This window comes from Paenibacillus sophorae, from assembly GCF_018966525.1.
Taxonomy (GTDB): domain Bacteria; phylum Bacillota; class Bacilli; order Paenibacillales; family Paenibacillaceae; genus Paenibacillus_AQ; species Paenibacillus_AQ sophorae.
This window is the reverse complement of the sequence record NZ_CP076607.1, coordinates 4,503,716-4,526,792: the sequence shown is the minus strand read 5'-3', so window position 1 is coordinate 4,526,792 and position 23,077 is coordinate 4,503,716. Positions and strand designations below refer to the sequence as shown.

Sequence of the window (23,077 nt, the reverse complement as noted above, 5' to 3'; positions counted from 1 at the left end):
ACAACTTTGTAATCTTTGCCGCTATTCTCTTAATACGGCATAGAGACACAACTAGAAGAGGAGATGGCGGAATGAAGAGCAACATGGTAAAAGCACTACTTAGCGGAAGCGTAGCGGCGGTAATGGCGCTTGGCATATCCTTACCATCACAGGCACAGGCTGCTTCGGCGCAGGTGACGGTCAAGGAGGGAATCAGCTACGAACAGCTGATACAATATTTGCAGCAGCATTATGGAAAAGCGATCACGATAGATTTGACAGGCGATAATGCTGCCAAGCCGGTCGAGGCTAAGCCGGTAGCAGCTCCGGCGGCAAAGCCTGTAGCAGCGCCGGCGGAAAAGCCGGCTGTAGCGAAACCGGCGGCACCGCCAGCGGCCCAGCCTGCGCCACCGGTGCAAAAAGCTCCTGAGGCTGCCCAGTCTGACAAAGCCTCATTTGTCAAACAAGTAGTAGACTTGGTGAACCAGGAACGCGCGAAAGCCGGTCTTGCGCCGCTGACTGCGCTTGACAGCCTGAACAAGGTTGCGGCAGCCAAAGCGACGGATATGCGGAGCAACAATTATTTCTCGCATACGTCTCCTACGTACGGCTCGCCTTTTGATATGATGCGCTCTTTTGGCGTTACTTATAACTATGCCGGAGAGAATATCGCAAAAGGGCAGCGCACGCCGGAAGAAGTCATGACGGCCTGGATGAACAGTCCGGGACACAAAGCCAACATACTGAACAAAAATTTCAACTATATCGGAGTGGGCTTTGATAATTACTACTGGGCTCAAGAGTTTATCGGAAAATAATACCTTCGCGTTACCGGGTTACATCGAGAGACCGCCTTTCTTCCACTGTGGAGAAGGGTGGTCTTTCTTATATTTCTCTATGTTTCAGTACATTTGCAAAATAAGGATAGAAGAATTATGTTTAAATACAGCACATATTATCGAACGGATGGAGGGGTAGGTTTGAACGATTTCAAATGGACCTGGCGGGGTTTAAGCCTTCTGTCCATTGCAGCCACGCTGCTGCTGGTCATCGGCTTCATTTATGCAGCCAGAGATATTATGTCCCCCCGGGGAACCAGTTTCTCCGCAGAGGTCCCTCAGAATACGGCAGCTCCCGCCGAAGAATCAGGCGTCCTTAAGGTTGCGGCAGTCGGTGATTCGCTGGCCAAGGGTACGGGGGATAATACGGGCGAGGGCTTTGTGCGGCGGGCCGTGGCAGGCTTGTCCGCAGACGGAACGAAGACCGAGCTAGTCGGGAACCTCGGCATTAACGGCCTGACAACAGCCGGGCTGCGGGACAAGCTGAAAGAGGAAGGCGTGCAGTACGTACTCCGTCAAGCCAATATTATTCTCGTTTCGATTGGCGGCAATGATTTGTTTCAGGGAGCGCAGCGCATGCTGAACGAAGCGGAGGGAGGAACGGCTGCGAGCGGGGAAGCCGCGTCTGGGTCTCCAGATGTTCAAGTGGGTTCCGGCGGCAGCAAAGGTGCCGCTGCGGTTCCCGGCAGCGGTTCCCCGGAGAACGCTGCGTTAAAGGATCTGAATCCTGTACAGCTGCTTGCAAATCTTCCCGGCGCCTCGAAGCGGCTGGAGGATATTCTAACCGCGATATCCAAGATCAATCCGCAAGCCCGGATTTACTATATAGGTCTGTACAATCCTTTCGGGGATCTTCGGGAGATGCTTATTCCGGGCAATCAGGCCGTCACATCTTGGAACAATGCGGCGATGGATATCATCAACCGCAATACCGGCATGACACTTGTTCCGACGCTCGATTTGTTTAACGGACATCTCGGCAAATATTTGTCCAGCGACCATTTTCATCCGAACGGCGATGGGTACCAGCGGATGGCGGACCGGATTGTTCAGGCGGTAAGGTAGAGGAAAGAGGTGGAATGCATGATAGCACATGACAACAAAAGCAACTCCGGAACCGTCGTTTTATCCGTTGACGGCGTCCGCAAAAAAATAGGACGGAAGTGGATTATCGACAACGTTACTTTTGACGTTCGGGAAGGCGAGATTTTCGGCTTTCTCGGTCCGAACGGGGCAGGAAAGACGACAACGATCCGCATGCTCGTCGATTTGATACGGCCAAGCGAAGGTTCCATTACCGTATGCGGCTATAATGTCAACAAACAGCCCGAGAAGGCGCTGCAGTATGTCGGCTCCATCGTCGAAAATCCTGAAGTCTATTCATATTTGACCGGCTGGGAGAATTTGCAGCATTTCGCCCGCATGCAGCCGGGAGTGGACGAGGAGCGGATCGCCGAGGTTGCCCGGACCGTCCGGCTAGACCAGCGTATACATGACAAGGTGAGAACTTACTCACTCGGCATGCGCCAGCGTCTGGGGATCGCACAGGCGCTTCTCGGACGCCCGCGGCTGCTCATTCTGGATGAGCCAACGAACGGTCTCGATCCCAAGGGCATCAAAGAAATGCGGGAATTCATCCGCAGGCTGGCGGATGAGGGAATGGCCGTGTTCGTATCCAGCCATCTGTTGAGCGAAATTCAACTGCTTTGCGACCGCGTCGCTATCATCAGCAGAGGGCGCGTGCTGGCCGTTGGCGGCGTGAGCGAACTTGTCGCCCGCAATTCGCCTTATGTGTTGTGGGAACTGGAGCCGTACGAACGGGGCGCCGCCCTGCTGGAATCAAGAGCGGGAATCCGGCTTGCGGACCCGGCCGAGCTTTCGCTGGATGATACAGTCATTGCGAATCTGAGGAGCGGGTCCGCAGTGACGATTATGGATGATGATGCCGTGCCGGATACCGTCGCCGCGCTCGTCGCCTCAGGAGTCGAGGTCAGAGCCGTGCATAAAATCAACCCGACACTGGAACAGCTATTCTTGAAACTGACGGAGGGTGAGACTATTGAATAGCCTGCTGCCGCTCATCCGCAATGAGTGTATGAAAATAATCAAGAAGAAACGCTTCTATGTCATTTTGCTTATTCTAGTCGTGCTTGTTCCGATGTTCACTTATGCCCAGATGCGATCGGCTGAACGAAACAGGGAGAAGTTTAGTTCCGATTGGCGGCTGGAATTGCAGCAGCAGATTACCGATAACGAAAATTCGCTCAGCAGCAGCCGGATTCCAGAAGAGTGGAAGACGTACCGGCGGATTTTTATACAGCAGATGCAGTATTATCTCGATCATGATGTGAATCCGAACGAACCGAGCGGCGTAACCTTTACCCGCGAATTTCTGGACAACTCGATTTCACTGTTCATCCCGCTAATGATCATGGCGGTTGCTTCCGATATTGTATCCGGAGAACGTACGACGGGAACTATTAAAATGCTGTTGACCCGGCCCGTCAAGCGCTGGAAGGTGCTCATGAGCAAATTGATCGCGCTGCTGATGTTTGTGTCTCTGATTATTTTATCTGCCTTTCTGGTAAGCTACCTTATCTCCGGACTGGCCTTCGGTTACAGCGGCTTTAACGCGCCGATCTTCACCGGCTTCCAGCTAAGCGGCGACTCGGTCGATATGTCTGCGGTTCATGCGGTGCCGCAGTGGGAATATATGCTGATGCAGTGCGGTCTCATCTGGTTTGTCAGCGTAGTTGTGGCCCTGCTCGCCTTTATGGTTTCGGTGCTGTTCCGCAGTACGGCGGCCAGCATCGTCGTGATGATGGCTGCGTTGATTGCCGGCACGATCCTAACCAATATGGCATCGGCTTGGACTTCGGCCAAGTACCTGTTCATGGTTAACCTGGGCCTGACCAATTATCTGTCCGGGTCTCCGGCGCCGATTGAAGGGATGTCACTGCCTTTTTCTATTGCGGTTCTGGGCATTTGGGGGATAGTATCCGTAATCATTTCATTCGCCGTCTTTACGAAAAGGGATATTTTGAATTAGAATGTACAAAGTAACCAAAACATTTGTTTGCATTTTGGGATTAGAGAAGAGAAGGGGGAACATGAATGTTCGAACAGGTCGATATGTTCGCTGAAGTCTCGAAGAACGGCGCAGCAGACCGGACTGGATACGATGCTGACGACATTCAGGTGCTTGAAGGTCTAGTTGCGGTTCGCAAACGGCCCGGCATGTATATCGGCAGTACGAGTTCCTCGGGACTGCACCATTTGGTATGGGAAATCGTAGATAATGCAGTGGATGAGCATCTGGCGAAGTATTGCACGAAAATCGATATCGTGCTGCGCAAAGACGGCTCGGTGACCGTCACCGACAATGGTCGGGGAATTCCGACAGGCATGCACAAAACGGGGGTTCCGACGCCGCAAGTCGTATTCACCATCCTGCATGCCGGCGGCAAGTTCGGAGGCTCGGGATACAAGAAATCGGGCGGACTGCACGGCGTCGGCGCTTCGGTGACGAACGCTCTGTCGGAATGGCTTGAGGTTGAGATCTACCGGGAAGGCAAGATACACCGCCAGCGTTTTGAATATTGGGTCGGTAAAGACGGTAAAGAACATGTCGGAGAACCCGTTACGGGTCTTGAGATATTGGGCAATACGAACAAAACCGGCTCGAAGATCTCATTCAAGCCGGATATTCGCGTGTTCCAGGGCGGCATCTCGCTGAACTATGATACGCTTGCTGAACGGCTTCAGGAGATCGCATTCCTCAACTCCGGACTGCGCATCACGCTGACGGACGAACGGGGCGGACGCCAGGACGAGTATTATTATGAGGGCGGAGCCAGCGAATTTGTTCGTTATCTGAACGAAGGCAAGGATGTGCTGCATGACGTCATCCATTTCAGTGCAGAGAAGGACGAAATCGAGGTGGAAGTGGCGATCCAATATAACGGCGGCTACACCGAAACGATCGCTTCGTTTGTAAACTCGATTCCGACCCGCAGCGGCGGTACGCACGAGACCGGATTTAAGACGGCGTATACGCGCGTCATGAATGATTACGCCCGGCGCACGGGGCTGCTGAAAGAGAAAGATAAGAATCTGGATGGCAGCGACCTGCGGGAGGGCATGATGGCGGTAATCAGCATCAAAATGTCCGAGGTCGAATTCGTCGGCCAGACGAAGGACCAGCTCGGCAGCGCCTCGGCGCGAAGCGCGGTTGATTTTATCGTCTCCGAGAATATGCAGCGCTTTCTTGAAGAAAATCCACAGGTGGCGCAGAGTCTGCTGAAGAAATCCATCCAAGCGGCCAAAGCGCGTGAAGCGGCCCGCAAGGCGCGGGATGAAATACGCAGCGGCAAAAAGCGCAGCGAAGGCTCGAACCTGGGCGGCAAGCTGTCTCCAGCGCAATCCAAAGACATTTCCCGCACCGAGCTGTTTATTGTGGAAGGCGATTCCGCAGGCGGCTCAGCCAAGCAGGGACGCGATTCGAAGATTCAGGCGATTCTGCCCCTTAAGGGCAAGCCGATGAACCCCGAGAAGGCAAAATTGCCGGAAATACTGAAGAACGACGAATACCGGGCGATCATTTCCGCGATTGGCGCAGGGATAGGCTCGGATTTCGCAGTCGAAGACTGCAATTATTCCAAAATCATCATCATGACCGACGCGGATACCGACGGCGCGCATATTCAAGTGCTGCTGCTGACGTTCTTCTACCGGTACATGAAGCCGCTGATCGATGCAGGGAAGGTATATATCGCCCAGCCTCCGCTGTATAAGCTGACCCGCAAATCGGGCAAGCTGGAAACGGTCAGATACGCCTGGACGGATGAGCAGCTTCAGAACTATTTGAAAGAGTTCGGCAAGAACTTTGAGCTTCAGCGCTACAAAGGGCTCGGCGAAATGAACCCCGATCAGCTGTGGGAAACGACAATGAATCCCGAGTCGCGGACCATGCTTCAGGTGCAGATTGAGGATGCCGCCAAGGCGGAGCGCCGTGTGTCTACGCTGATGGGCGACAAGGTCGACCCGCGTAAGCGCTGGATTGTCGAGAATGTCGATTTCACCGAGATTGTGGAGTAGTGACGAGAATTTCGATGTTTAAATGTTTTGGCGTTTTGCGAAGCAGAGCGAAAGGTTTGGAACTGGAGGAGCGTTAGCGTCCGCCTTTGTCTCCGGATTCCCCCCTTTAGGGTTAATTCCAGGGAATCTGGAGACAACAGCGGCCGGAAGTCCAAACCGTCGCGCAGCACCCGCGCAAATCACCAAATCTTTTATAAAGGCGACAGTTTGAGGAACAGAAGGTGAATGCATGAGCAGTTTATCCGAACAATTTTTGCCGGCATTTCTGGAAGAGGTCGTCGGCGACCGCTTCGGCCGGTATTCCAAATATATCATTCAGGACCGGGCCATTCCCGACGTCCGCGACGGGCTGAAGCCCGTGCAGCGCCGAATACTGTACGCTATGTATGATTCGGGCAATACACCGGATAAGCCGTACCGCAAGTCGGCCAAGACAGTCGGGGATGTAATGGGGAACTACCATCCGCACGGCGATTCGTCGATCTATGAAGGCATGGTAAGAATGGCGCAGCCGTGGAAAATGGGGCATGTGCTTGTTGACGGACACGGCAACTGGGGCTCGATGGACGATGATCCTGCGGCAGCCATGCGTTATACGGAGGCCCGGCTGTCACCGATCGCCATGGAGATGATGCGCGACATCGAGAAGCGCACCGTCCTGTTCAAGGACAACTTCGACAACACGGCCAAGGAACCGGTCGTGGTTCCGTCGCGGTACCCGAATTTGCTAGTGAACGGCACGAGCGGAATCTCGGCCGGCTTTGCCACCGAAATCCCGCCGCATAATCTGCGTGAGACTATTGATGCTTGTATCGCGGTCATGCAGAAGCCGGAGATCGAGCTTGAGGAAATTATGACCTTCATGAAAGGGCCGGATTTTCCGACAGGCGGGCTTATTATGGGCGGCGACGGAATTATGGACGCTTACCGGACAGGCAAAGGGCGTATCTATCTGCGTTCCAAGACGGAGATTGAGAACCTGCGCGGCGGCAAGCAGCAGATCGTCATTACCGAAATCCCATTCCAGGTCGTCAAATCGCGTCTGGTTACCGCCATGGAGAATATCCGCCTTGAGAAAAAAGTTGAAGGCATCGCGGAAGTACGCGACGAAAGCGGCCGCGAAGGTCTGCGGATCGTAATCGAACTGAAGAAAGAAGCCGATGCGCAGGGGATTCTGGCCTACTTGCTCAAGAAGACCGATCTGCAGATCACCTATAATTTCAACATGGTTGCTATTGTCAATAAAGCGCCGCAGCAGCTAGGCCTAAAGGCCATCCTTGAGGCTTATATCGCCCATCAGCGTGAAGTCGTAACGCACCGTACACAGTTCGACCTGGAGCGGGCGGAGGACCGGGCTCACGTATTGGAAGGTCTGGTCAAGGCACTTAATATTCTGGATGAAGTAATCGCAGCCATCAAAGCATCCAAGAACCGTCAGGACGCCCAGAACAATCTTGTCTGGATGTTCGGATTCAGCGAAAGACAAGCCGATTCGATCCTGACTCTCCAGCTGTATCGTCTGACCAATCTGGAGATCAAGACGCTGGAGAAAGAACTGGAAGAGACGCAGAAAAAGATTGCTGCCTTGCGCAGCATCCTGGAAAGCGACAAGAAGCTGATTGGTGTCATTCGCAAGGAACTGATGGAGATCCGTGATAAATACGGCATCGACCGCCGGTCCGACATTCAGGTCGAGGTGGAAGAGCTTAAGGTAAGCATTGAGGCGCTGGTTAACGCGGAGGATGTACTTGTTGCGCTGTCTGGGGACGGCTATATCAAGCGGACAAGTATGCTCTCCTTCACCCGCTCAGGCGGAGAACGGAATTCGTCCGGCGTCAAGGAAGGCGACTATATCACCAACCTGTTAGATGTCAATACGCGGGACAGTTTGCTGGTATTTACGCGCAAGGGACAATATTTCCTGCTTCCCGTTCATCAAATCCCAGAGTTCAAATGGAAGGATCCCGGCACCGCGATTGTAAATGTGATCGGTCTGGGCAAGGGAGATGGTATATCCGGAATTATTCCTATAGGCAATTTCGAAGAGCCTGACCAAAGCCTGTTCTTTATCACCCGCAAGGGTCAGGTGAAGCGCACCGAGCTGAAGGAATATTCCACAAGCCGCAGCGGGGCCATCGCCGCATGCAAGGTTGGGGCAGAAGATGAAGTGCTGTCGGTCATGCTGAGCGGAGGGGACAAGGACCTTATGCTTGTCACCAAGGAAGGCATGAGCATTCGTTTCCGCGAGAGCGAAGTCAACCCGATGGGCCGCGTAGCCGCCGGCGTAAAAGGGATTCAGCTTCGCGAAGGCGATGAGGTGGTATCCTGCTTCCGCGTCTCGGACGACGAGGGAGAGGTTCTGGCTGTGACTGAACTGGGCTACGGCAAGCGCAGTCTGCTGCTGGATTATATGCCGCAGAGCCGGGGCGGCAAAGGATTGCCGACATTTGAATTCAAGGAAGGCAAGCGCGTCCGTCCGAACGGCAGCCACATTGCCGGCGCATTCTACTGTAGAGAACCGTTTGAACTGACCGCCATTACTCGCGAAGGTGCGCTGCACCATTTCTCTTCGGAAGCCGCGCCAATCGCCGAACGGCGTTCGACCGGCAAGCTTCTAGTTCCGCTTGAGAAGAAAGACGAGATCATCAGCTTGCAAATTTCCGTGAAATAAAGCGGATTTTATCGAATACAGGTTATGTTTGTAGCAGACATCCGCGTCCCTTTTTCGACAGGGCGCGGATGTCTTTTTATACATGGCGTGTCGTGTCGAAAAAATGACCATAATCATCACAAACGAGGAGAGGACCCATTGTTTTTACCTGCCGATAAAAGTTCACGGAGTTATTTATTTTTTTCCACTTGCAGGAAAAAGAAACTCTTCCGCGAACATATCTTAATAACGGATCTTTCGCCAAGAAAGGAAGGAACAACTGTGAACTCCTTTGAATTCAGTAAAATATGGCATAAAATTCTTAAAGACTATAAGGTTCATATGGATACAAAGCTGGCTCCCACGCTTACCGACGCACAGCTTACGGTGCTTGAGCTAGTTCAGGAACGGGGAGCCGCCAAGCCCTCCGATTTGGCTCCGCATTTGGCTACCAGTCCTGCTGCGGTTACCATGCTTCTCGACCGGATGGAGCGGGGCGGACTGATTATCAGAGACAGAGATGCCTCTGACCGCCGGATCGTTTGGGTCAGCATAACCGATGTCGGCCGAAAGGAAACCGCGCGCGGCCTTAAGGTCCGCAGCGATTTTTTCGCGGAAGTGCTGGACCATATTTCGGCCCACAATCAGCAGCTTCTGCTGTATTTGATGGGTAAACTCGTAGCGCCGGGAAACGAAGCCACTCCTGTGGAAATGAGCAGATAACCTGAAATTAGCGGGGCGGAGATAACAAAAGCAGGTCTATCCCAGGGAGGGATGGCCTGCTTCTTGCAATTGTCAGCGGAATGCTGACATGGGCTTATTGAGCGAACACCCCGCTGCATAACCAGCGACGCTGCTTCTACCGGATGGCCCGCTCCTGAAGCTCCGTGCTCCACAGGTCCCAAGGATATTGACGCGGAGGCAAGGAGATCAGTTCAACTTCCTGCTTAGTAACGGGATGCGGGAATCCGACAAGCGAGGACCACAGCGCGATTTGCTGTCCGGGCTTGTTGACGGACGCTCCGTATTTTTGGTCTCCGTACAGAGGACAGCCGGCATGGGCTAGCTGAACGCGAATTTGATGAGAACGTCCGGTGAGCAGGTCGACCTTTACAAGGCTGAGGCCTTCGGTGCTGCCCAGCACGGTATAATCCAGAATGGCTTCCTTGCCGCCTGGCGTGCCTTCCCGGACAACGGTGACCGTGTTCGTCTTGGCGTTTTTGAGCAGGATATTTCTCAATCGGCCGTGCTCAGCAGGAAGCCGTCCGTGTACGACGGTCAAATAACCTTTGCGGAAGCTCCGGCTGCGGACGCTCTCCGACAACCGTGAAGCCGCCTTGGAGGTCTTAGCGAACACCATAGCTCCGCCAACGGGGCGGTCCAGCCGGTGAACGAGGCCCATATAGACGTTGCCGGGCTTGTCATAACGCCGCTTGATGTCCTCTTTCAGCAGGGTGAGCAGATCGGCATCTCCCGTGGCATCCTCCTGTACGGGAATGTTAACCGGCTTAACGACCCCAAGAAGATGGTTATCCTCATACAAAATCTGAAAGGAACCCGGCGTTTGTCCATCTTCCTGTCCACCGTTCAGGCTCTGCGCCATGTCTCTACGACTCCCAGCGGCCGAGGATGCCGCAGGGCAGATTCAGTCCGGAGGAAGTGATCGGCAGGCCGATTTCTCCGGAGCTGAGCTTACCTCCATAACGCGATTTCATCGTCATGGCCAGCATGTTCTCCAGAACGGTCGGGGAAATGCCGGTCGTATAGGAATTGATGAGCAGGAAGAGCGGGTTATCGCTCAGAATGTCCATGCAGCTTTCCAGAAAAGGATACAAGTTCTGCTCCAGCTTCCACATCTCGCCGCCTGGACCTCTTCCGTAGGAGGGAGGGTCCATAATAATCGCGTCGTACTTATTGCCCCGGCGCTGTTCGCGCTGAACAAATTTGAAGACGTCGTCGGTGATGAACCGGACCGGACGCTCTCCGAGGCCGGACAGCTGCACGTTTTCTTTTGCCCATTGAACCATGCCCTTGGCCGCATCGACATGAACGACGGAAGCGCCCGCACTGGCTGCCGCAACGGTGGCACCGCCTGTATAAGCGAACAGGTTCAGCACCTGTATTTTACGTCCCGCGCCCCCAATCTTGTCCATCATCCAGCTCCAGTTGGCCGCTTGCTCCGGGAACAGTCCCGTATGCTTGAAGTTGGTAGGACGAAGATGGAATTTAAGCTTGCCGTAGCTGATGCTCCAGCTATCCGGTATGCTTTTTTTCATTTCCCATTGGCCGCCGCCCGATGAGCTGCGATGATAATGTCCGTGAACATCCTTCCACCGCGATGTTTCCTTTGGTAGCGGCCATATAATTTGCGGGTCCGGCCGCCGAAGAATAATATCTCCCCAGCGCTCCAGCTTTTCTCCGCCTCCTGTATCGATGATCTCATAATCCTTCCAGTCCCGAGCCATGTACATGTCTAACCCATCCTTCAAAAAAATTCATTTAGCCTATATTGTACATCATTTTGCCGGTTTATAACAAACGGTTCGAGCGGTAATGCCAATCGCGGAAAGACCATTTTTCATATGTCCGTCTGTAAAATGTCCTGCGAGCCGAGACATTATCTCAGCGCTTTATACATTAGAATCAAATCGACATAATGGTCAATGCCAAGCTTGATTTGTTTAAGTCGTCTCCCTTCCTCTTGAAAGCCGAAACTGCGGTATAGCTGAATGGCATTTTCGTTGGAAGAGAACACTTCGAGGCAGATTTTTTCAATAGCAGAGCATGCGGTGGCCCAATCCAACATCGTTGAAATCAACTTTTTCCCAATCCTTTGTCCTCTCCAACCGGGAGATAACATTATGCCGAACTCACGTATGTGAGAACGTCTTTCGAGCGAAGGAGAGTATAGGATCAGCCAACCGACCACATTCTCTTCTGCTGCGGCAACCACAAAAAGCTCGCTCGGATGATCGCCAGCCGCACGGATTAATTCTTGATAGCTTTCTTTCGTCTTATGAAACTCATGGTGTGCAGTCATAACGTATTTATTCTCTTCTACAACCTCGCGATGAATGGATAGGACAGCGGTAGCATCGGTCGAAACCGCTGATCTGATGATAACGGATAATCCTAAATCTTCTAATTCATACTCTTGTGTCTGCAAAATGGCCATTTCAGTCCCCCTAATCTATAAAAGTTATTATAAAGTAAGCCGTTTAGCAGGGCTGTGAGAAACGTAGACAAGATATTCTGCTGCAAAATATCATTGACATTGATAATCATTATCAATAGAATGGGTTTATATCGCACACCGCTACCGGGGAAGGGATGCTTTCAATGACGGTTTTCTTTAATATGGGGGAGGATATGAAACATGGCTAAAATATTAGTGGTATATGCCAGCCTGACCGGCAATACAGAGGAAATAGCGGAACTGATCGCAGAGGGAATCCGCCAGTCGGGAGGCGAAGCGGTTATGAAATCGGTCACCGACTGCAACGCCTTCGATATAGCATCGTATGATGGTGCGGTCTTGGGGGCCTACACCTGGGGAGACGGAGAACTGCCGGATGAATTCCTCGATTTCTATGAGGAGCTGAATGAAATAGACTTAGCGGGCAGCAAAGCCGCCGTGTTCGGAAGCGGCGACACCGGGTATGACATCTACTGCGGTGCGGTTGACCTGATTGAAGAAAAGCTGAAGGAAAGAGGCGCAGCCACCCTGCAGACGAGTCTGAAAATTGAATATGGGCCGACTGCTGCGGAGAAAGAGGAGTGCCGCAAATTCGGACAGCGTTTTGCCGAGGCCTGTGCGGCGGTGTCTTAAGATGAGTACGGCATGCGGTGCAGCGGCTAATCCGGCCTCCCGACTTCCAAAATTTCACGATTATATTGTAGAACGTGCTCTACTTGATATGGCGGAGGTAAGTTGCGGTGGAAAAGAACTGCCATTGTGGCGGCAACAGGTGCAGTATGCGGTCGGTCATACGTTAAATGATTATTACATCTTGACGCCTGAGGTGCGCAGTCAGACGCCTATTCAGTTTCTCCTGGAACGGAGATGGCCTCAGAGGTCCATGTGCTTCCCTTCTCTTATGCACTATTGGGAGGTTAAAAATACGATAGGCGATGCGCTGGTCCGCCTAGTTAGCAGCTGTCATGAGAGAGAGGTTCCGTTCATGCTGTATGAACAGTGGTATGTTCCCGTACCTGAACTGCAAATGGACTTGTCCATCATCTTTCAATTGGTGTGGCACTCCGGCAAAAGAGGAGACGGACTGAATGTGCAGAAGTTCATGGTATGCGGAAATGAGGATGTTGCCCGGGGGTTTATACATATGGCCAATGTATTCTGCCGCAAGACTTATGGCGCGCCGCCCGAGAGTGTGGAGATTCATTTTCTGTTGGAGGGGGAGAGGCGCCTCTACGACGGAAATGCCTATACGATGGAAGCCTCGCTCGATTACTTAAGGCTGCTGGCCGTATTGAATGGCGAGCGAAGCAGCGGAGGCGCAGACTGTGAGTCAAGGGCAGAAAGGCGGAATATACCCGGAGAGGACAGCTTATCAAGGAATCTCCTGATGTGACCTGCCTGCTGCGTTTTGACAAAAAACGAGACCCTTTGGACCGTCACCGGACCAGAGGGTCTTCATGCCACCGGTTTCCCGGCGGATCTTTCACGCTTGTTAGTCACCTTACCGGGTCTAGCCGATATAACGATAGTAATCCTGCTTATTGGTTATGACGAATCCGCAGCTTTCGTATAGTCCGAGCGCATTGGGGTTGTCCAGTGCGACTTCCAGATTAATTCCGTTGCCGCTGCGTCTTTCCCGCAGAATCGTCTGAATGAGGGCGCTGCGTCCGATGCCTCTGCCACGCATTTTTTCATCTACGGTAAAGGCGTAGATCCAGGTTTCGTGATGCTCTGTCCACAGCCGCATTTTGCCTACGGGCTGCCCGTCAAGCTCAATAATGATATGCTCATTGCTGCTTTCCCCATCCAGCTCATCATACATTTCTACCGCCTCTTCCAGCGACGTGTTGAAGCCCTTGCTGTCGAGAACGGCGAGCAGTCTCTTCTCATCGGCACGGGCGGGACGAAGGATCACCATGTCATCAGGCAGGATCTTGTTCTCAAAAGCCGAACGCTCCTCGGCCTTCTTATGGTCCCATTTCATCTGATACTCCGCATGATTGAGCTCGAGAGGCAGGGTCTTCAGAAAACCGGCGGCGGATTTGGAAGCCGCAGGCGCGTTGAGCAGGATGCTCTTCGCCTTTTTGCGGATGATCTGTTTATGGGCCTGCTCCCACAGAGAGGTGAAGATGCCGCGGCGGCGGTAGCCGGGGCGCACCATTCCGCAAACTTCAACTTCGCTGCCGAAGCTGTACAGCCCAATAAATCCGGCAAGCAGCCCCTCCTCGTAAGTATAGAACCACACAGCGCCTCCAGACCCCGGCTCGCTTCGGAGCGAGTTCCAGTTGAGCTTCAGCGATATGCCATCATAATCTTCGCAGCGGCGCTGCAATTCCTCTATTTCGCGCAAAGTTTCTTGTGTCGTCAAACCCGTTTCCTCCTAATCATTGGAATCGCAGCCCGGGTGGACATTTCGCTGCGAATAACGGGCAGTTTGTTTAAGACAGACCGCTCCCGTTCTCTTTCAGCACGTCCCCGTACTCGGGATGCTTCTTGAATTGATGGGCGGCGTAGGAGCACTGAGGGATAATGGATAGTCCCTCGTTTCTTGCTTTATCTACTACCGCTTTGACCAGTTGTTCGCCTGCTCCCTGACCCCGCAGTTGTTCCGATACATACGTATGATCAACGATCATTGTCATGGAATCGACCAACTTGTATGTAATTTCAGCAAGGTCTTCTCCATCTCCGGCAATGTAAAACCGTCCATCTTCTGAAGAAATTTGCCGCATATTCATCACTCCTGTTTCATGGATTACCGTTATTTTACTCTCTCTCCGGACAAAAAGCGAGTTAGCCCCGAATAATATTGAACAGAGGCAAAAAAGCGCGAATTTTGGATGAATATGGTTAAATAGACAATTTTGACTCTCGTTTTCGGGAGTGCTATACTGGTTCCACGCACAGCAATATGGTTAATAAGAGACTGATTAGAATTAGATCTAATCGGTCTTATGTTTTTTGAATCCATACTTAGGAGGAATTGGTAATGAGTGAAGCAGTACGTTTGATGGAAAGAACCGGGAAGCCTTCCGCACAGCGGAGACAGGGCCTGGTGCCTGTTGTCATCTACGGTGCGGGTTCGGAATCCCTTTCCCTTAGCGCGGATGCAAAAACGATAGACAATATTCTGGGCAAAAATCCGCGGGCGATTTTAAAGGCGGAGCTGCCGGCATCCGGCACCAAAGATGTGATTATTCAAGACGTGCAGCGCCAGCCTTTGACCAAGAAGCTGCTGCATATCGACTTCCATGTCATTGATATGAAAGCCGAGCTGGACACCAAGGTAGCCCTGCATTTTACCGGTACGCCGGAGGGGGTTAAGGCCGGAGGAGTGCAGACGGTTGAGCTGCATGAGCTGGATATCCGCACACTGCCGGATAAGCTGGAATCCGTATTCGAAGTAGACGTCAGCAATCTGGAAATCGGCGATCATCTGCTGGTTTCAGACCTGCCGAAGCATGAGGGATGGGAAGTGCTGACAGATCCTGAAACGCTGGTCGTTAAGATCGCGCCGCCTGCCGTCCAGGCAGAGCCTGCGGCCGAAGAAGGGGCTGCGGAACCGGCGGCCGAAGAGGTTGCCGAAGGAGCGAAAGCCTGATTGCGGGCTAGCAGTTGAAATATATACAATTAGAGCGCGTCCTCTCCGGGTCGGAGGGAACGCGCTCTTGTGTGATCAGGCGCTTATATTGGCTTACCGCCTTTTATTCATCGGCTACAACAAGCTTGATATTGTTCTCCTCGGCAAACTGCTGGTAATCGCTCCCCGGAATGCTGTCGGTAACCAAATAATCGATGTCTTCCAGCTTGCAGTAGGTCATGAGTGCATGCTTGCCAAATTTGTTGTGGTCTACAAGCAAGAACACTTCCTGGCAGCGTTCGACTACGATTTGCTTGATTTCGCTTTCGAGCGGAGATGAATTGGTTACGCCGCTCAAGATCGAGATGCCGGTTGAAGCCATAAAGGCTTTATTTATATTATAAGCTTTCAGCAGGTCCATGTTTTTGAAGCTGGCAAACGATTTTGTCTTGCGCTCCAGGACACCGCCTGTCGAAATGACATTCAAGTTGCCATAAGGCAGAGAACCAAGGATGAAATCAAGATTGCTCGTAATAACGGTCAGGTTAATATGCTTAATATATTCAATCATCTCAAGTGTGGTTGTTCCGGAATCAATGTAAATAATATCCCCGTCGGTTACATACTCGGCTGCAGCTTTGGCAATTCTCTGTTTTTCGCTGTGGTTCTGCGACCTTCTGTCGTTAAAAGAAATGAGAGGCGGGTTTACCGCGGCTACACCGCCATAAACCTTCTTAACTTCCCCTCCTTCGACCAGTTCCTGGATATCCCGTCTAATCGTATTTTTGGAAACATCAAATACAGTAACGAGTTCGTCGAGCGACACGGTGTTGTGTTCAATGACATAATCCTGAATTTGCTTAATGCGTTTGGTCTTTAGCATGTCGATCCATCCTTAGTATATCGAATAATATTACTGCACTTATCCTTTAAGAACATTATACCAACAAAACACCAATAGTTAACCATTTATATTGAATTTCATGCCTCAACTCTGTTTTACAACGTAACAGTGTTATGTTACAATGTTTTTGTGAGGTGAGAAGAAGATGGAGGATGATTTAATATCGAAAAAAGAGCTCCTGGATCTTACCGGGATTTCATACGGCCAGCTTTACCGCTGGAAACGCAAGCAGCTCATTCCGGAAGAATGGTTTATCCGCAAATCCACGTTTACCGGGCAGGAAACCTTTTTTCCAAGGATGCTTATTCAAGCCCGAGTTCGTAATATCTTAAATATGAAGGATGATCTCTCGCTTGATGAACTCGCCAGCAGACTGTCCGATACGGAGGGGTTCAGCGAGATCCGCTTGACCAAAGAGGCTATAGTAGAACGAAACATTGTTACGGAGATTGCGATGTCTGTGTATGGACCGGCGGTTGAGAGCAAGGAGGGCTTGTATTCCTTCGAGCAGCTTCTGCATTTGTATGCGGCGGACACTTTACTTTCTAAAGGGGACATGAGTCTGGATGAAGGAAGGATTCTGCTGCGTACGCTGGAGAAGCATGCCGGCGCGCTGACAGGTAAGCCTTGCGAACTTTATTTTGTCCGGAAAATGGGTGTTGCCTTATTTCTGCTTGCGCCGTCGCCGGTGGAGCTCTACTTCGATGAGGGCGTTCGGCTGGTTGCGAAAGTGGCGCTCGGAGATTTGGTTGAACAGTTGAAAGGGAGGTTATCGTAGATGACAGAGGAAGATAAGGAGCCAGGGCATCTTTCGGATCTTATCATTAATGGGGTCGGCAGTGCCGCAGGAGGGACTTACGACAAAGTCCTTATAGACGGAGTGGGGAAAGTCGAGGGTTCGCTAACTGCGCGGATATTCAAGGCGAACGGTCAGATTCGGGTGAAAGGCGAGCTGGAGACCGTAGAAATGGAAGTCAATGGCATAATGAACCTTGAAGGCCCTCTGCGGGTCAATACCATGAAATTGGATGGCATCCTCCATGTCGATGGCGGCGTTACAGGAGAGAACTGTGCTCTGAACGGACTGATGACCGCAAAGGGGGATTGTGAGCTGGAGGAATTCAGAGGCGTGGGCGGATTCACGATTGAGGGTCTGCTGAACGCGGGTCGTATGGATATCCGACTGGCTGGAGCGGGGCAGGCTCATGAGATCGGAGTGGAGACCCTGAAGGTCCGTCAGGGGGATAAGAGCCTATGGAACCGGTTATTGGGCGGAATTATTCCGAAACTGAAGTCGGAACTTACCGCTAAGGTCATCGAGGGAGATGATCTGGACTTGGAATATACAAATGCGGATGTCGTCAGAGGGAATTATGTTATTATCGGAGTGGGTTGTTCCGTCGAGCTGGTGGAATACCGAACCGGATTAACGGTCCACCCCGGAGCCCGCATTGGAAAGGAAGTGAAGACCGGTGACTGATACGGTTCGCGGTAATCTCAAAATAATGGGCACAACATCATCCGCAGGAGGTTCGTTCCAAAATGTAGGTATAACGGGTGAGTGCAGGTTTACGGGAAATGTGGACTGTGTAAAGTTCGGCTTGACCGGGAATTCGGAAATTGATGGCAGCTTGAAGGCGGAAGAAGTCAAGCTGACCGGCGAATGCGGAGTGCGGGGCCGTATCGATGCCTTGTCCGTAAAAGGACGCGGAGAACTGACGAGTGATTCCGGGATAAGGGCTGAGCGGCTTTCGTTTGAAGGACACATCGGTGTCAAGGAGGATTGCGAGGTGGGAGAATTCCGGCTTACCGGCGTGGTGGAGATCGGCGGACTGCTGAGCGGAGATCAACTGGATATCGGCCTGATCGGGTGCAGCCGGGCGGGAGATGTCGGAGGTGGCAAGATCCGGATCAAGCGCAGCAAGGGGTATTTACTGATGAAGATGGTCAAGCCGAGCCAGGAAGCCCGCTTCGAGGGAAGAACAATTGAAGGGGACTTCGTGGAGCTTGAGCATGTGGCGGCCGAAACCGTAAGGGGCGGAAATGTCATTATCGGACCTGGCTGCGAGATTAAAACGGTAGAATACCGGGAATCGCTGGAGATACACAAGAGCGCGAAGGTGTTGCGCCAGGTTAAATTGTAAGCAGGAAACCTATAGAGAAACGGAAGTGGAGACTATATGAGCGATAAAAAAAATAACCGTCTGGGACTGGTCATCGCCGGGCTTTTGCTGGGCATTCTGATGGCATCCATGGATAGTACGATAGTGGCAACGGCCATGGGTAACATCGTTGGGGAATTGGGCGGAATGGACAAATTCGTCTGGGTTACCTCGGCCTATCTCGTCGCCGAGATGGCGGGCATGCCGATCTTCGGCAAATTGTCGGATATGTACGGCCGCAAGAAATTTTTCGTGTTTGGCCTTCTGGTGTTTATGGGAGGGTCCGCGCTGTGCGGAACGGCGGACAGCATTACTGAGTTGGCCATTTACCGGGCGGTTCAAGGAATAGGGGGCGGAGCGCTGGTGCCGATCGCCTTCACGATTATGTTCGACGCGGTGCCGCTTGAGACCAGAGGGAAGCTGGGCGGCGCATTTGGCGCGGTATTCGGGCTGTCCAGCATATTCGGTCCGCTGCTCGGCGCCTACATAACGGACCATATCGCCTGGCAGTGGATATTTTACATTAACCTGCCGCTCGGAGTCCTTGCGTTTGTGCTGGTCGCGTTCTTTTACAAGGAATCGCATGAGCATTCCAAGCAGCCGATTGACTGGCTTGGTGCGGGTACGCTGCTTGGTGCGGTGATCTGCTTGATGTTTGCGCTGGAGCTGGGCGGCAAAGAATATCCATGGAATTCTCCCTTGATTCTCGGCCTGTTCGGCGCGGCGGCGGTACTTGCGGCGGTATTTCTGTATGCGGAGACGAAGGCGGAGGAGCCGATTATCTCCTTCGCGCTGTTCCGCCGGCGGCTGTATGCCTTCAGCATTCTGATCGCCTTATTTAGCGGAGCGGCGTTCATCGTCGCCTCGGTCTATATCCCGATCTTTATCCAAGGTGTGCTCGGAGGCTCGGCCACCAATTCCGGCCTGGTGCTTCTGCCGATGATGGTGGGTTCCGTGATCACGGCAACCGCAGGTGGTTTCCTGATGACTAAATTCAGCTACCGCAGCCTGATGATTCCAACCCTTGCGCTGCTGGCTCTCGGAACCTGGCTTGCTTCCACACTTTCGCCGGATGCGACGCGGCTGATCGTTACTCTGTATATGATCCTTATCGGCCTTGGCGTCGGCGCGTCTTTCTCGGTTCTGAGCAACGCCGCCATAGACGGCCTGTCCGCCCGGCAGCGTGGATCGGCAAGCGCAACCCTTAATTTCCTCCGGTCTTTGGGCATGACGGTGGGCATCACCACCTTCGGCATCATCCAGAGCCATTATTTGGCGGACCGGCTGGGTAATCTGTTTGGAGCTTCAGGTGCCGGCCAGGGCGGGGCAGGGTCGCTTGATCTGTCGGATCCCCATACTTTGCTGTCCCCGGATACGCGGGCGCTGATTCCACCGGAGATTTTGAGCAAAATCTCGGAGGGACTGTCTGGCTCCATCACGTATACGTTCGCCTGGGCCGTTATACCAGCGGTGTTAGCCCTGCTCGCCTCGCTGTTCATGGGGAGCAGCAAAATGGTCGGCACGGAAGAAGAACAAAAGGCCGCCGGGCATTAACCCGGCAAGTCCTTATTCCCAGTTCTTGCAGACGTCGACCCATGCCTTGCCGCCCGAGTATTGCTCCAGTTCGGCGCAGGTCAATTCAATAGCGGAATTCGAGCTGCCGCAGGCGGGGAAGAGGGTGTCGAAGCGCTTCATGGAGATATCGAGATAGACCTCCAGGTCATTGGCCAGTCCGAACGGGCAAACGCCGCCGACGGCATGTCCGGTTTGCTCCAGCACTTCCTCCGGAGACAGCATTTTCGGCTTGAATCCGAATTCGTTTCGAAATTTTTTGTTGTCGACCTTGGTGTCGCCAGCGGCCACGACCAGGATTGCAGCTTCGCCTTCGCCGTAAAAGGACAGCGTCTTGGCTATACGGGCGGGGATGACGCCGATCGTCTCTGCAGCTGTCTCTACAGTAGCGCTGGATGATTCAAATTCCATGATATGCTGCTCTCTTCCAGCGGCGCGGAAGTGTGCTTTTACATTTTCGATAGACATGACAAAGGGTTCCTTTCCACATAAAAATAAAGTTTTTGCGATAATTAATCATTGTAACGGCTAATTTGATATGTAGCAAAAGATTCTGTTTCGGCACATCAACAAAGCGGCGCTCCTCAAGATTCTGCCGCCGACCGTAACGGAAGAGCCCGCAGCCGTGGAAGAAGCTGCCGAGGGTTCGGAAGACGAGGAAGCCTGATTTCGTACGGCTGTGGCTAACACTAAAGGAGCAGACCGTCCCTTGCTGCAAGGAGCGGTCTGCTCCTTTTGTGTGCATTCAAGGAGGGAACTGACGGATGAGGACCGGTGGAGCCGAGGATTCCGGGCAGCCGAAGAGGAATGACGGAAACTTGAAGCCGGATTACCGCTGCTCGAAAGGGACGGTAAGTGGCCGAAGAACAGTGAATCGTATCCAATGACAGGCAGAGCCGCCCCGGGGCGGCTCTGCCTGTTCTGCCAAGCATTGCTTGCGCTCTTCTCTTGCGAACTTCTCCCGCAAATGCTCGGCGGCCTCAAATGTATGTTCGGTCTCTATATACATGCTCGGTGACCGCCTGCGGCCGTTTCGAACGGACAGGCAATTGGTACAAAGTTCCAATGTTTAGTGAAGCTGTGACGCTTCTTTCCATACCAGAAAGCGCTTTTTCAGTCTGGCGAACAACAGGTTGATGATAATGCCCAGCACGGTGATGAACAGGACGATGCCGTACATGAGCGGTAGATCATAGCGGGCGGTAGAGTTGATGTAATACCATCCGAGTCCCGTGCTGGCACCGATTACTTCAGATGCGATAATCATGAAGAACGATAGCTGGGCGGCAAATTCAATACCGATAAAAATATTGGGTGCGGTGTACGGCAGGACGACCTTGGTAAACAGCTCTCTGCGCGTAGCTCCCATGGACCGTGCCGCCCGCAGCAGGTTGTAATCGATATCCTTGGCTCCGGCCATCGTATTAAACAGTACGGGCCAGAGCGCAGACCAGAAGATGACGACCACCTTTTCCGAAGTTCCGATTCCGAAGAAGATCATGAAAATCGGAATGATCGCGAAAGGGTTCAGCTTCTCGCAGGTGCGAAAGAAAGGCAGCAACGCTTTTTCCGCCGAACTAAAGAAGGTGCCGAGCAAAAATCCGAGCGGAATACCGATAATCAGCGAGAGCAAGAACCCGAGCAGCACGCGGTACAGGCTGATTAGCGTCTGCTCCAGCAGTATGTCGGAAAATGCTGAGCGGAAGATGGCGACGATCGCGTCGCTGGGAGGCGAGATGACGCCCTCCGGAATGATTCGGGCGCCGCCCTCCCAGAAGATGAAGAACAACAGGATCGGGATGCTGCCGATGCCGATTTTTTTAAGCTTGATTGCGGTGGAATTCATGGAACTCGTCTCGTCCTCCTTTGCTTAAGATAAGATCCGGCTAAGCTGCGGCTTTATTGCTTGAATCAGGAGCCTGCCGCCATTGCAGCACTGCACTCTCCAGGTATTCAAGCACATAATTGAGCGCCAGACCGACGCCTGCAACCATAACGGCTCCAAGGTAAATGCGCTCGACAAACCCCATGCTTTGGGCATTGTGGATCATCCAGCCCATACCGGAATCGGCGCCCATGCTCTCCGAACCGATCAGCATGAAGAAACTCATGGTCAGTCCGGTACGGAGTCCGGTGATCAATGTCGGCGAGGCGCCGGGCAGGATCACCTTTGTGAAGATCACCAGCTTGCCCGCATTCATGGATTTGGCCGACCGGATCAGCAGCGGATCGACATTCTGAATACCGGCTATGGTCGTGAACAATATCGGCCAGAACGACGACCAGAAGATAACCGTATAGATGCCCCCCTCGCCGATTCCGATAATGATAACGAAGACCGGAAATAGAATAAACGGCGGGATGCTGGAGAGAAATTTGGTCAGAGGGTGGAGAAATGCGGCCAGCTTCGGCATGGCTCCGGCCAGAATAAAGCCAAGCGGCAGGGCCAAAACGGTAGCCAGGACAAAGCCGACAAACACTCTTTTCAGGCTGATGGAAATGTAGAGAAAAATGTTCGTCAGTCCCAGTTCGATTCCGGTCTCCACGATCCGCGAGAAGGGCGGGACAAATACGTTGCTAACGAGTCCCAGCCTCGGCGCAAGCTCCCAAACGATCAGCACCAGGAAAAAAAGATAAAAGCTTAACAATTTCCGATGAACCGAAATGATCCATTTCATCTGTTATCCGTCCTCCTTACTTAGGGGCTTGCGTCTGCAGAGCCGTCTCCTCATCCTCCACCACACCGAAATCAATCAGCAGCCGTTCCAGTTCGTCCATATCGATCGGAGTGGGAACGGTCAGCTTCTCGTTGAGGATGCCTCCGAAGCCGGAGGACACCACGTCCTCCAACTCCAGGTCTTCTACGCTTCCGAGTTTGGCGGCGAGATCAAGCACGGTCTGCTGCGCTTTGGTGTTCAGAATCAGGCGCGTGGAGTCGGCTTTCGGATCGCAGCCCACGATCATAATTCTTTGGCCGAAATTGACGGCTAACTGAGCCAGGGTGTTTTGAGAAGTGGTGGATTTGCCGATTCCTCCTTTGCCGTAAAATGCGATTTGTCTCAGTTTTTTAGTCATAATCGGGCTCACCCCCGCTATTG

26 protein-coding genes are annotated in these 23,077 nt (G+C 52.7%); 15 read left to right on the top strand and 11 right to left on the bottom strand.

The window, feature by feature from the left end; translation table 11 throughout:
* Window positions 1-71 precede the first annotated feature (71 nt).
* The 7 genes from KP014_RS21935 (at window position 72) to KP014_RS21905 (ending at window position 9,288) form a co-directional block, all read left to right on the top strand.
* Entirely contained in the window at window positions 72-797 is a 726-nt protein-coding gene (locus tag KP014_RS21935) for a CAP domain-containing protein (RefSeq protein WP_036594225.1), read from the top strand.
* A 162-nt stretch (window positions 798-959) separates the two neighbouring features.
* Complete coding sequence (locus KP014_RS21930; protein WP_051499919.1) at window positions 960-1,883, top strand: GDSL-type esterase/lipase family protein; 924 nt, start codon at window positions 960-962, stop codon at window positions 1,881-1,883.
* 18 nt (window positions 1,884-1,901) lie between these two features.
* Complete coding sequence (locus KP014_RS21925; RefSeq protein ID WP_051499915.1) at window positions 1,902-2,885, top strand: ABC transporter ATP-binding protein; 984 nt, start codon at window positions 1,902-1,904, stop codon at window positions 2,883-2,885.
* Window positions 2,878-3,867 (top strand): ABC transporter permease, encoded by a 990-nt coding sequence (locus KP014_RS21920; protein WP_036594226.1) that lies wholly within the window; start codon window positions 2,878-2,880, stop codon window positions 3,865-3,867. The genes KP014_RS21925 and KP014_RS21920 overlap by 8 nt, the downstream gene beginning before the upstream one ends.
* A gap of 65 nt (window positions 3,868-3,932) precedes the next feature.
* On the top strand, window positions 3,933-5,915 hold the full coding sequence (parE, locus tag KP014_RS21915; protein ID WP_036594227.1) for a DNA topoisomerase IV subunit B: 1,983 nt from the start codon (window positions 3,933-3,935) through the stop codon (window positions 5,913-5,915).
* Between the two features lie 229 nt (window positions 5,916-6,144).
* Window positions 6,145-8,586, top strand: coding sequence for a DNA gyrase subunit A (gene gyrA / locus KP014_RS21910; RefSeq protein WP_036594228.1), 2,442 nt, complete (start codon window positions 6,145-6,147; stop codon window positions 8,584-8,586).
* A gap of 261 nt (window positions 8,587-8,847) precedes the next feature.
* Entirely contained in the window at window positions 8,848-9,288 is a 441-nt protein-coding gene (locus tag KP014_RS21905) for a MarR family winged helix-turn-helix transcriptional regulator (protein ID WP_036594230.1), read from the top strand.
* A gap of 136 nt (window positions 9,289-9,424) precedes the next feature.
* Here the strand turns inward: KP014_RS21905 and KP014_RS21900 are convergent, their stop codons facing one another.
* From KP014_RS21900 to KP014_RS21890, 3 genes are all read right to left on the bottom strand, one after another.
* Window positions 9,425-10,168 (bottom strand): RluA family pseudouridine synthase, encoded by a 744-nt coding sequence (locus KP014_RS21900; protein WP_051499916.1) that lies wholly within the window; start codon window positions 10,166-10,168, stop codon window positions 9,425-9,427.
* Window positions 10,169-10,172: 4 nt separating this feature from the next.
* Window positions 10,173-11,036 carry a class I SAM-dependent methyltransferase gene (locus KP014_RS21895; RefSeq protein WP_090834187.1) on the bottom strand — a complete coding sequence of 288 codons (864 nt, stop codon included), beginning with the start codon at window positions 11,034-11,036 and terminating at the stop codon, window positions 10,173-10,175.
* Between the two features lie 146 nt (window positions 11,037-11,182).
* A complete protein-coding gene (locus KP014_RS21890; protein ID WP_051500668.1) occupies window positions 11,183-11,740 on the bottom strand; it encodes a GNAT family N-acetyltransferase in 558 nt (185 codons plus the stop codon).
* A gap of 201 nt (window positions 11,741-11,941) precedes the next feature.
* Between KP014_RS21890 and KP014_RS21885 the strand changes: the two genes are divergently transcribed.
* Together KP014_RS21885 and KP014_RS21880 are read left to right on the top strand one after the other, a co-directional pair.
* The gene (locus KP014_RS21885; RefSeq protein ID WP_036604568.1) at window positions 11,942-12,394 is read left to right on the top strand and encodes a flavodoxin; all 453 of its coding nucleotides are present in this window, start codon (window positions 11,942-11,944) and stop codon (window positions 12,392-12,394) included.
* Between the two features lie 88 nt (window positions 12,395-12,482).
* The gene (locus KP014_RS21880; RefSeq protein WP_139210593.1) at window positions 12,483-13,154 is read left to right on the top strand and encodes a hypothetical protein; all 672 of its coding nucleotides are present in this window, start codon (window positions 12,483-12,485) and stop codon (window positions 13,152-13,154) included.
* A gap of 117 nt (window positions 13,155-13,271) precedes the next feature.
* Here the strand turns inward: KP014_RS21880 and KP014_RS21875 are convergent, their stop codons facing one another.
* Window positions 13,272-14,129 carry a GNAT family N-acetyltransferase gene (locus tag KP014_RS21875; protein ID WP_036604570.1) on the bottom strand — a complete coding sequence of 286 codons (858 nt, stop codon included), beginning with the start codon at window positions 14,127-14,129 and terminating at the stop codon, window positions 13,272-13,274.
* Window positions 14,130-14,199: 70 nt separating this feature from the next.
* Entirely contained in the window at window positions 14,200-14,493 is a 294-nt protein-coding gene (locus tag KP014_RS21870) for a GNAT family N-acetyltransferase (protein ID WP_036604572.1), read from the bottom strand.
* A gap of 257 nt (window positions 14,494-14,750) precedes the next feature.
* Here KP014_RS21870 and KP014_RS21865 point away from each other — a divergent pair, with 257 nt between their 5' ends.
* Window positions 14,751-15,362, top strand: coding sequence for a 50S ribosomal protein L25 (locus tag KP014_RS21865; RefSeq protein WP_036604574.1), 612 nt, complete (start codon window positions 14,751-14,753; stop codon window positions 15,360-15,362).
* A gap of 103 nt (window positions 15,363-15,465) precedes the next feature.
* Here KP014_RS21865 and KP014_RS21860 read toward each other — a convergent pair whose 3' ends face one another.
* Entirely contained in the window at window positions 15,466-16,224 is a 759-nt protein-coding gene (locus tag KP014_RS21860) for a DeoR/GlpR family DNA-binding transcription regulator (RefSeq protein ID WP_036604576.1), read from the bottom strand.
* Window positions 16,225-16,390: 166 nt separating this feature from the next.
* Between KP014_RS21860 and KP014_RS21855 the strand changes: the two genes are divergently transcribed.
* The 4 genes from KP014_RS21855 to KP014_RS21840 are packed head-to-tail and all read left to right on the top strand — an operon-like array spanning window position 16,391 to window position 19,961.
* A complete protein-coding gene (locus KP014_RS21855; RefSeq protein ID WP_036604578.1) occupies window positions 16,391-17,023 on the top strand; it encodes a YhbD family protein in 633 nt (210 codons plus the stop codon).
* The gene (locus KP014_RS21850) at window positions 17,024-17,725 is read left to right on the top strand and encodes a hypothetical protein (RefSeq protein ID WP_051500670.1); all 702 of its coding nucleotides are present in this window, start codon (window positions 17,024-17,026) and stop codon (window positions 17,723-17,725) included. It abuts the gene before it with no gap.
* Window positions 17,718-18,389, top strand: coding sequence for a hypothetical protein (locus tag KP014_RS21845; protein WP_036604580.1), 672 nt, complete (start codon window positions 17,718-17,720; stop codon window positions 18,387-18,389). The genes KP014_RS21850 and KP014_RS21845 overlap by 8 nt, the downstream gene beginning before the upstream one ends.
* Before the next feature lie 36 nt (window positions 18,390-18,425).
* Complete coding sequence (locus KP014_RS21840; protein ID WP_036604582.1) at window positions 18,426-19,961, top strand: MDR family MFS transporter; 1,536 nt, start codon at window positions 18,426-18,428, stop codon at window positions 19,959-19,961.
* A 12-nt stretch (window positions 19,962-19,973) separates the two neighbouring features.
* On the opposite strand, the gene KP014_RS21835 is transcribed toward KP014_RS21840, so the two are convergent.
* Window positions 19,974-20,447: a YbaK/EbsC family protein gene (locus KP014_RS21835; protein WP_036604584.1), complete on the bottom strand. Its 474-nt coding sequence runs from the start codon at window positions 20,445-20,447 to the stop codon at window positions 19,974-19,976.
* A gap of 211 nt (window positions 20,448-20,658) precedes the next feature.
* Between KP014_RS21835 and KP014_RS29160 the strand changes: the two genes are divergently transcribed.
* A complete protein-coding gene (locus KP014_RS29160; protein ID WP_281426425.1) occupies window positions 20,659-20,790 on the top strand; it encodes a hypothetical protein in 132 nt (43 codons plus the stop codon).
* An 18-nt stretch (window positions 20,791-20,808) separates the two neighbouring features.
* Here the strand turns inward: KP014_RS29160 and KP014_RS21830 are convergent, their stop codons facing one another.
* From KP014_RS21830 to KP014_RS21815, 4 genes are read right to left on the bottom strand one after another with little or no spacing between them, the layout of a single operon-like run.
* Window positions 20,809-20,988: a hypothetical protein gene (locus tag KP014_RS21830; protein WP_175491853.1), complete on the bottom strand. Its 180-nt coding sequence runs from the start codon at window positions 20,986-20,988 to the stop codon at window positions 20,809-20,811.
* Window positions 20,989-21,048: 60 nt separating this feature from the next.
* Window positions 21,049-21,825 carry an ABC transporter permease gene (locus KP014_RS21825; protein ID WP_036602176.1) on the bottom strand — a complete coding sequence of 259 codons (777 nt, stop codon included), beginning with the start codon at window positions 21,823-21,825 and terminating at the stop codon, window positions 21,049-21,051.
* Between the two features lie 40 nt (window positions 21,826-21,865).
* Entirely contained in the window at window positions 21,866-22,657 is a 792-nt protein-coding gene (locus tag KP014_RS21820; protein ID WP_036602179.1) for an ABC transporter permease, read from the bottom strand.
* Between the two features lie 16 nt (window positions 22,658-22,673).
* Window positions 22,674-23,054, bottom strand: a complete 381-nt coding sequence (locus tag KP014_RS21815; RefSeq protein ID WP_246590565.1) for an AAA family ATPase — start codon at window positions 23,052-23,054, stop codon at window positions 22,674-22,676.
* Between the last annotated feature and the right edge of the window lie 23 nt (window positions 23,055-23,077).

Bases quoted from the DNA above. Each gene is read 5' to 3' on its own strand.
- KP014_RS21935 (WP_036594225.1), top strand. From the start codon at position 72: ATGAAGAGCAACATGGTAAAAGCACTACTTAGCGGAAGCGTAGCGGCG.
- KP014_RS21925 (WP_051499915.1), top strand. From the start codon at position 1,902: ATGATAGCACATGACAACAAAAGCAACTCCGGAACCGTCGTTTTATCC.
- parE (WP_036594227.1), top strand. From the start codon at position 3,933: ATGTTCGAACAGGTCGATATGTTCGCTGAAGTCTCGAAGAACGGCGCA.
- gyrA (WP_036594228.1), top strand. From the start codon at position 6,145: ATGAGCAGTTTATCCGAACAATTTTTGCCGGCATTTCTGGAAGAGGTC.
- KP014_RS21900 (WP_051499916.1), bottom strand. From the start codon at position 10,168: ATGGCGCAGAGCCTGAACGGTGGACAGGAAGATGGACAAACGCCGGGT.
- KP014_RS21895 (WP_090834187.1), bottom strand. From the start codon at position 11,036: ATGTACATGGCTCGGGACTGGAAGGATTATGAGATCATCGATACAGGA.
- KP014_RS21890 (WP_051500668.1), bottom strand. From the start codon at position 11,740: ATGGCCATTTTGCAGACACAAGAGTATGAATTAGAAGATTTAGGATTA.
- KP014_RS21885 (WP_036604568.1), top strand. From the start codon at position 11,942: ATGGCTAAAATATTAGTGGTATATGCCAGCCTGACCGGCAATACAGAG.
- KP014_RS21880 (WP_139210593.1), top strand. From the start codon at position 12,483: ATGGCGGAGGTAAGTTGCGGTGGAAAAGAACTGCCATTGTGGCGGCAA.
- KP014_RS21870 (WP_036604572.1), bottom strand. From the start codon at position 14,493: ATGCGGCAAATTTCTTCAGAAGATGGACGGTTTTACATTGCCGGAGAT.
- KP014_RS21865 (WP_036604574.1), top strand. From the start codon at position 14,751: ATGAGTGAAGCAGTACGTTTGATGGAAAGAACCGGGAAGCCTTCCGCA.
- KP014_RS21860 (WP_036604576.1), bottom strand. From the start codon at position 16,224: ATGCTAAAGACCAAACGCATTAAGCAAATTCAGGATTATGTCATTGAA.
- KP014_RS21855 (WP_036604578.1), top strand. From the start codon at position 16,391: ATGGAGGATGATTTAATATCGAAAAAAGAGCTCCTGGATCTTACCGGG.
- KP014_RS21850 (WP_051500670.1), top strand. From the start codon at position 17,024: ATGACAGAGGAAGATAAGGAGCCAGGGCATCTTTCGGATCTTATCATT.
- KP014_RS21840 (WP_036604582.1), top strand. From the start codon at position 18,426: ATGAGCGATAAAAAAAATAACCGTCTGGGACTGGTCATCGCCGGGCTT.
- KP014_RS21835 (WP_036604584.1), bottom strand. From the start codon at position 20,447: ATGTCTATCGAAAATGTAAAAGCACACTTCCGCGCCGCTGGAAGAGAG.
- KP014_RS21830 (WP_175491853.1), bottom strand. From the start codon at position 20,988: ATGTATATAGAGACCGAACATACATTTGAGGCCGCCGAGCATTTGCGG.
- KP014_RS21825 (WP_036602176.1), bottom strand. From the start codon at position 21,825: ATGAATTCCACCGCAATCAAGCTTAAAAAAATCGGCATCGGCAGCATC.
- KP014_RS21820 (WP_036602179.1), bottom strand. From the start codon at position 22,657: ATGAAATGGATCATTTCGGTTCATCGGAAATTGTTAAGCTTTTATCTT.
- KP014_RS21815 (WP_246590565.1), bottom strand. From the start codon at position 23,054: ATGACTAAAAAACTGAGACAAATCGCATTTTACGGCAAAGGAGGAATC.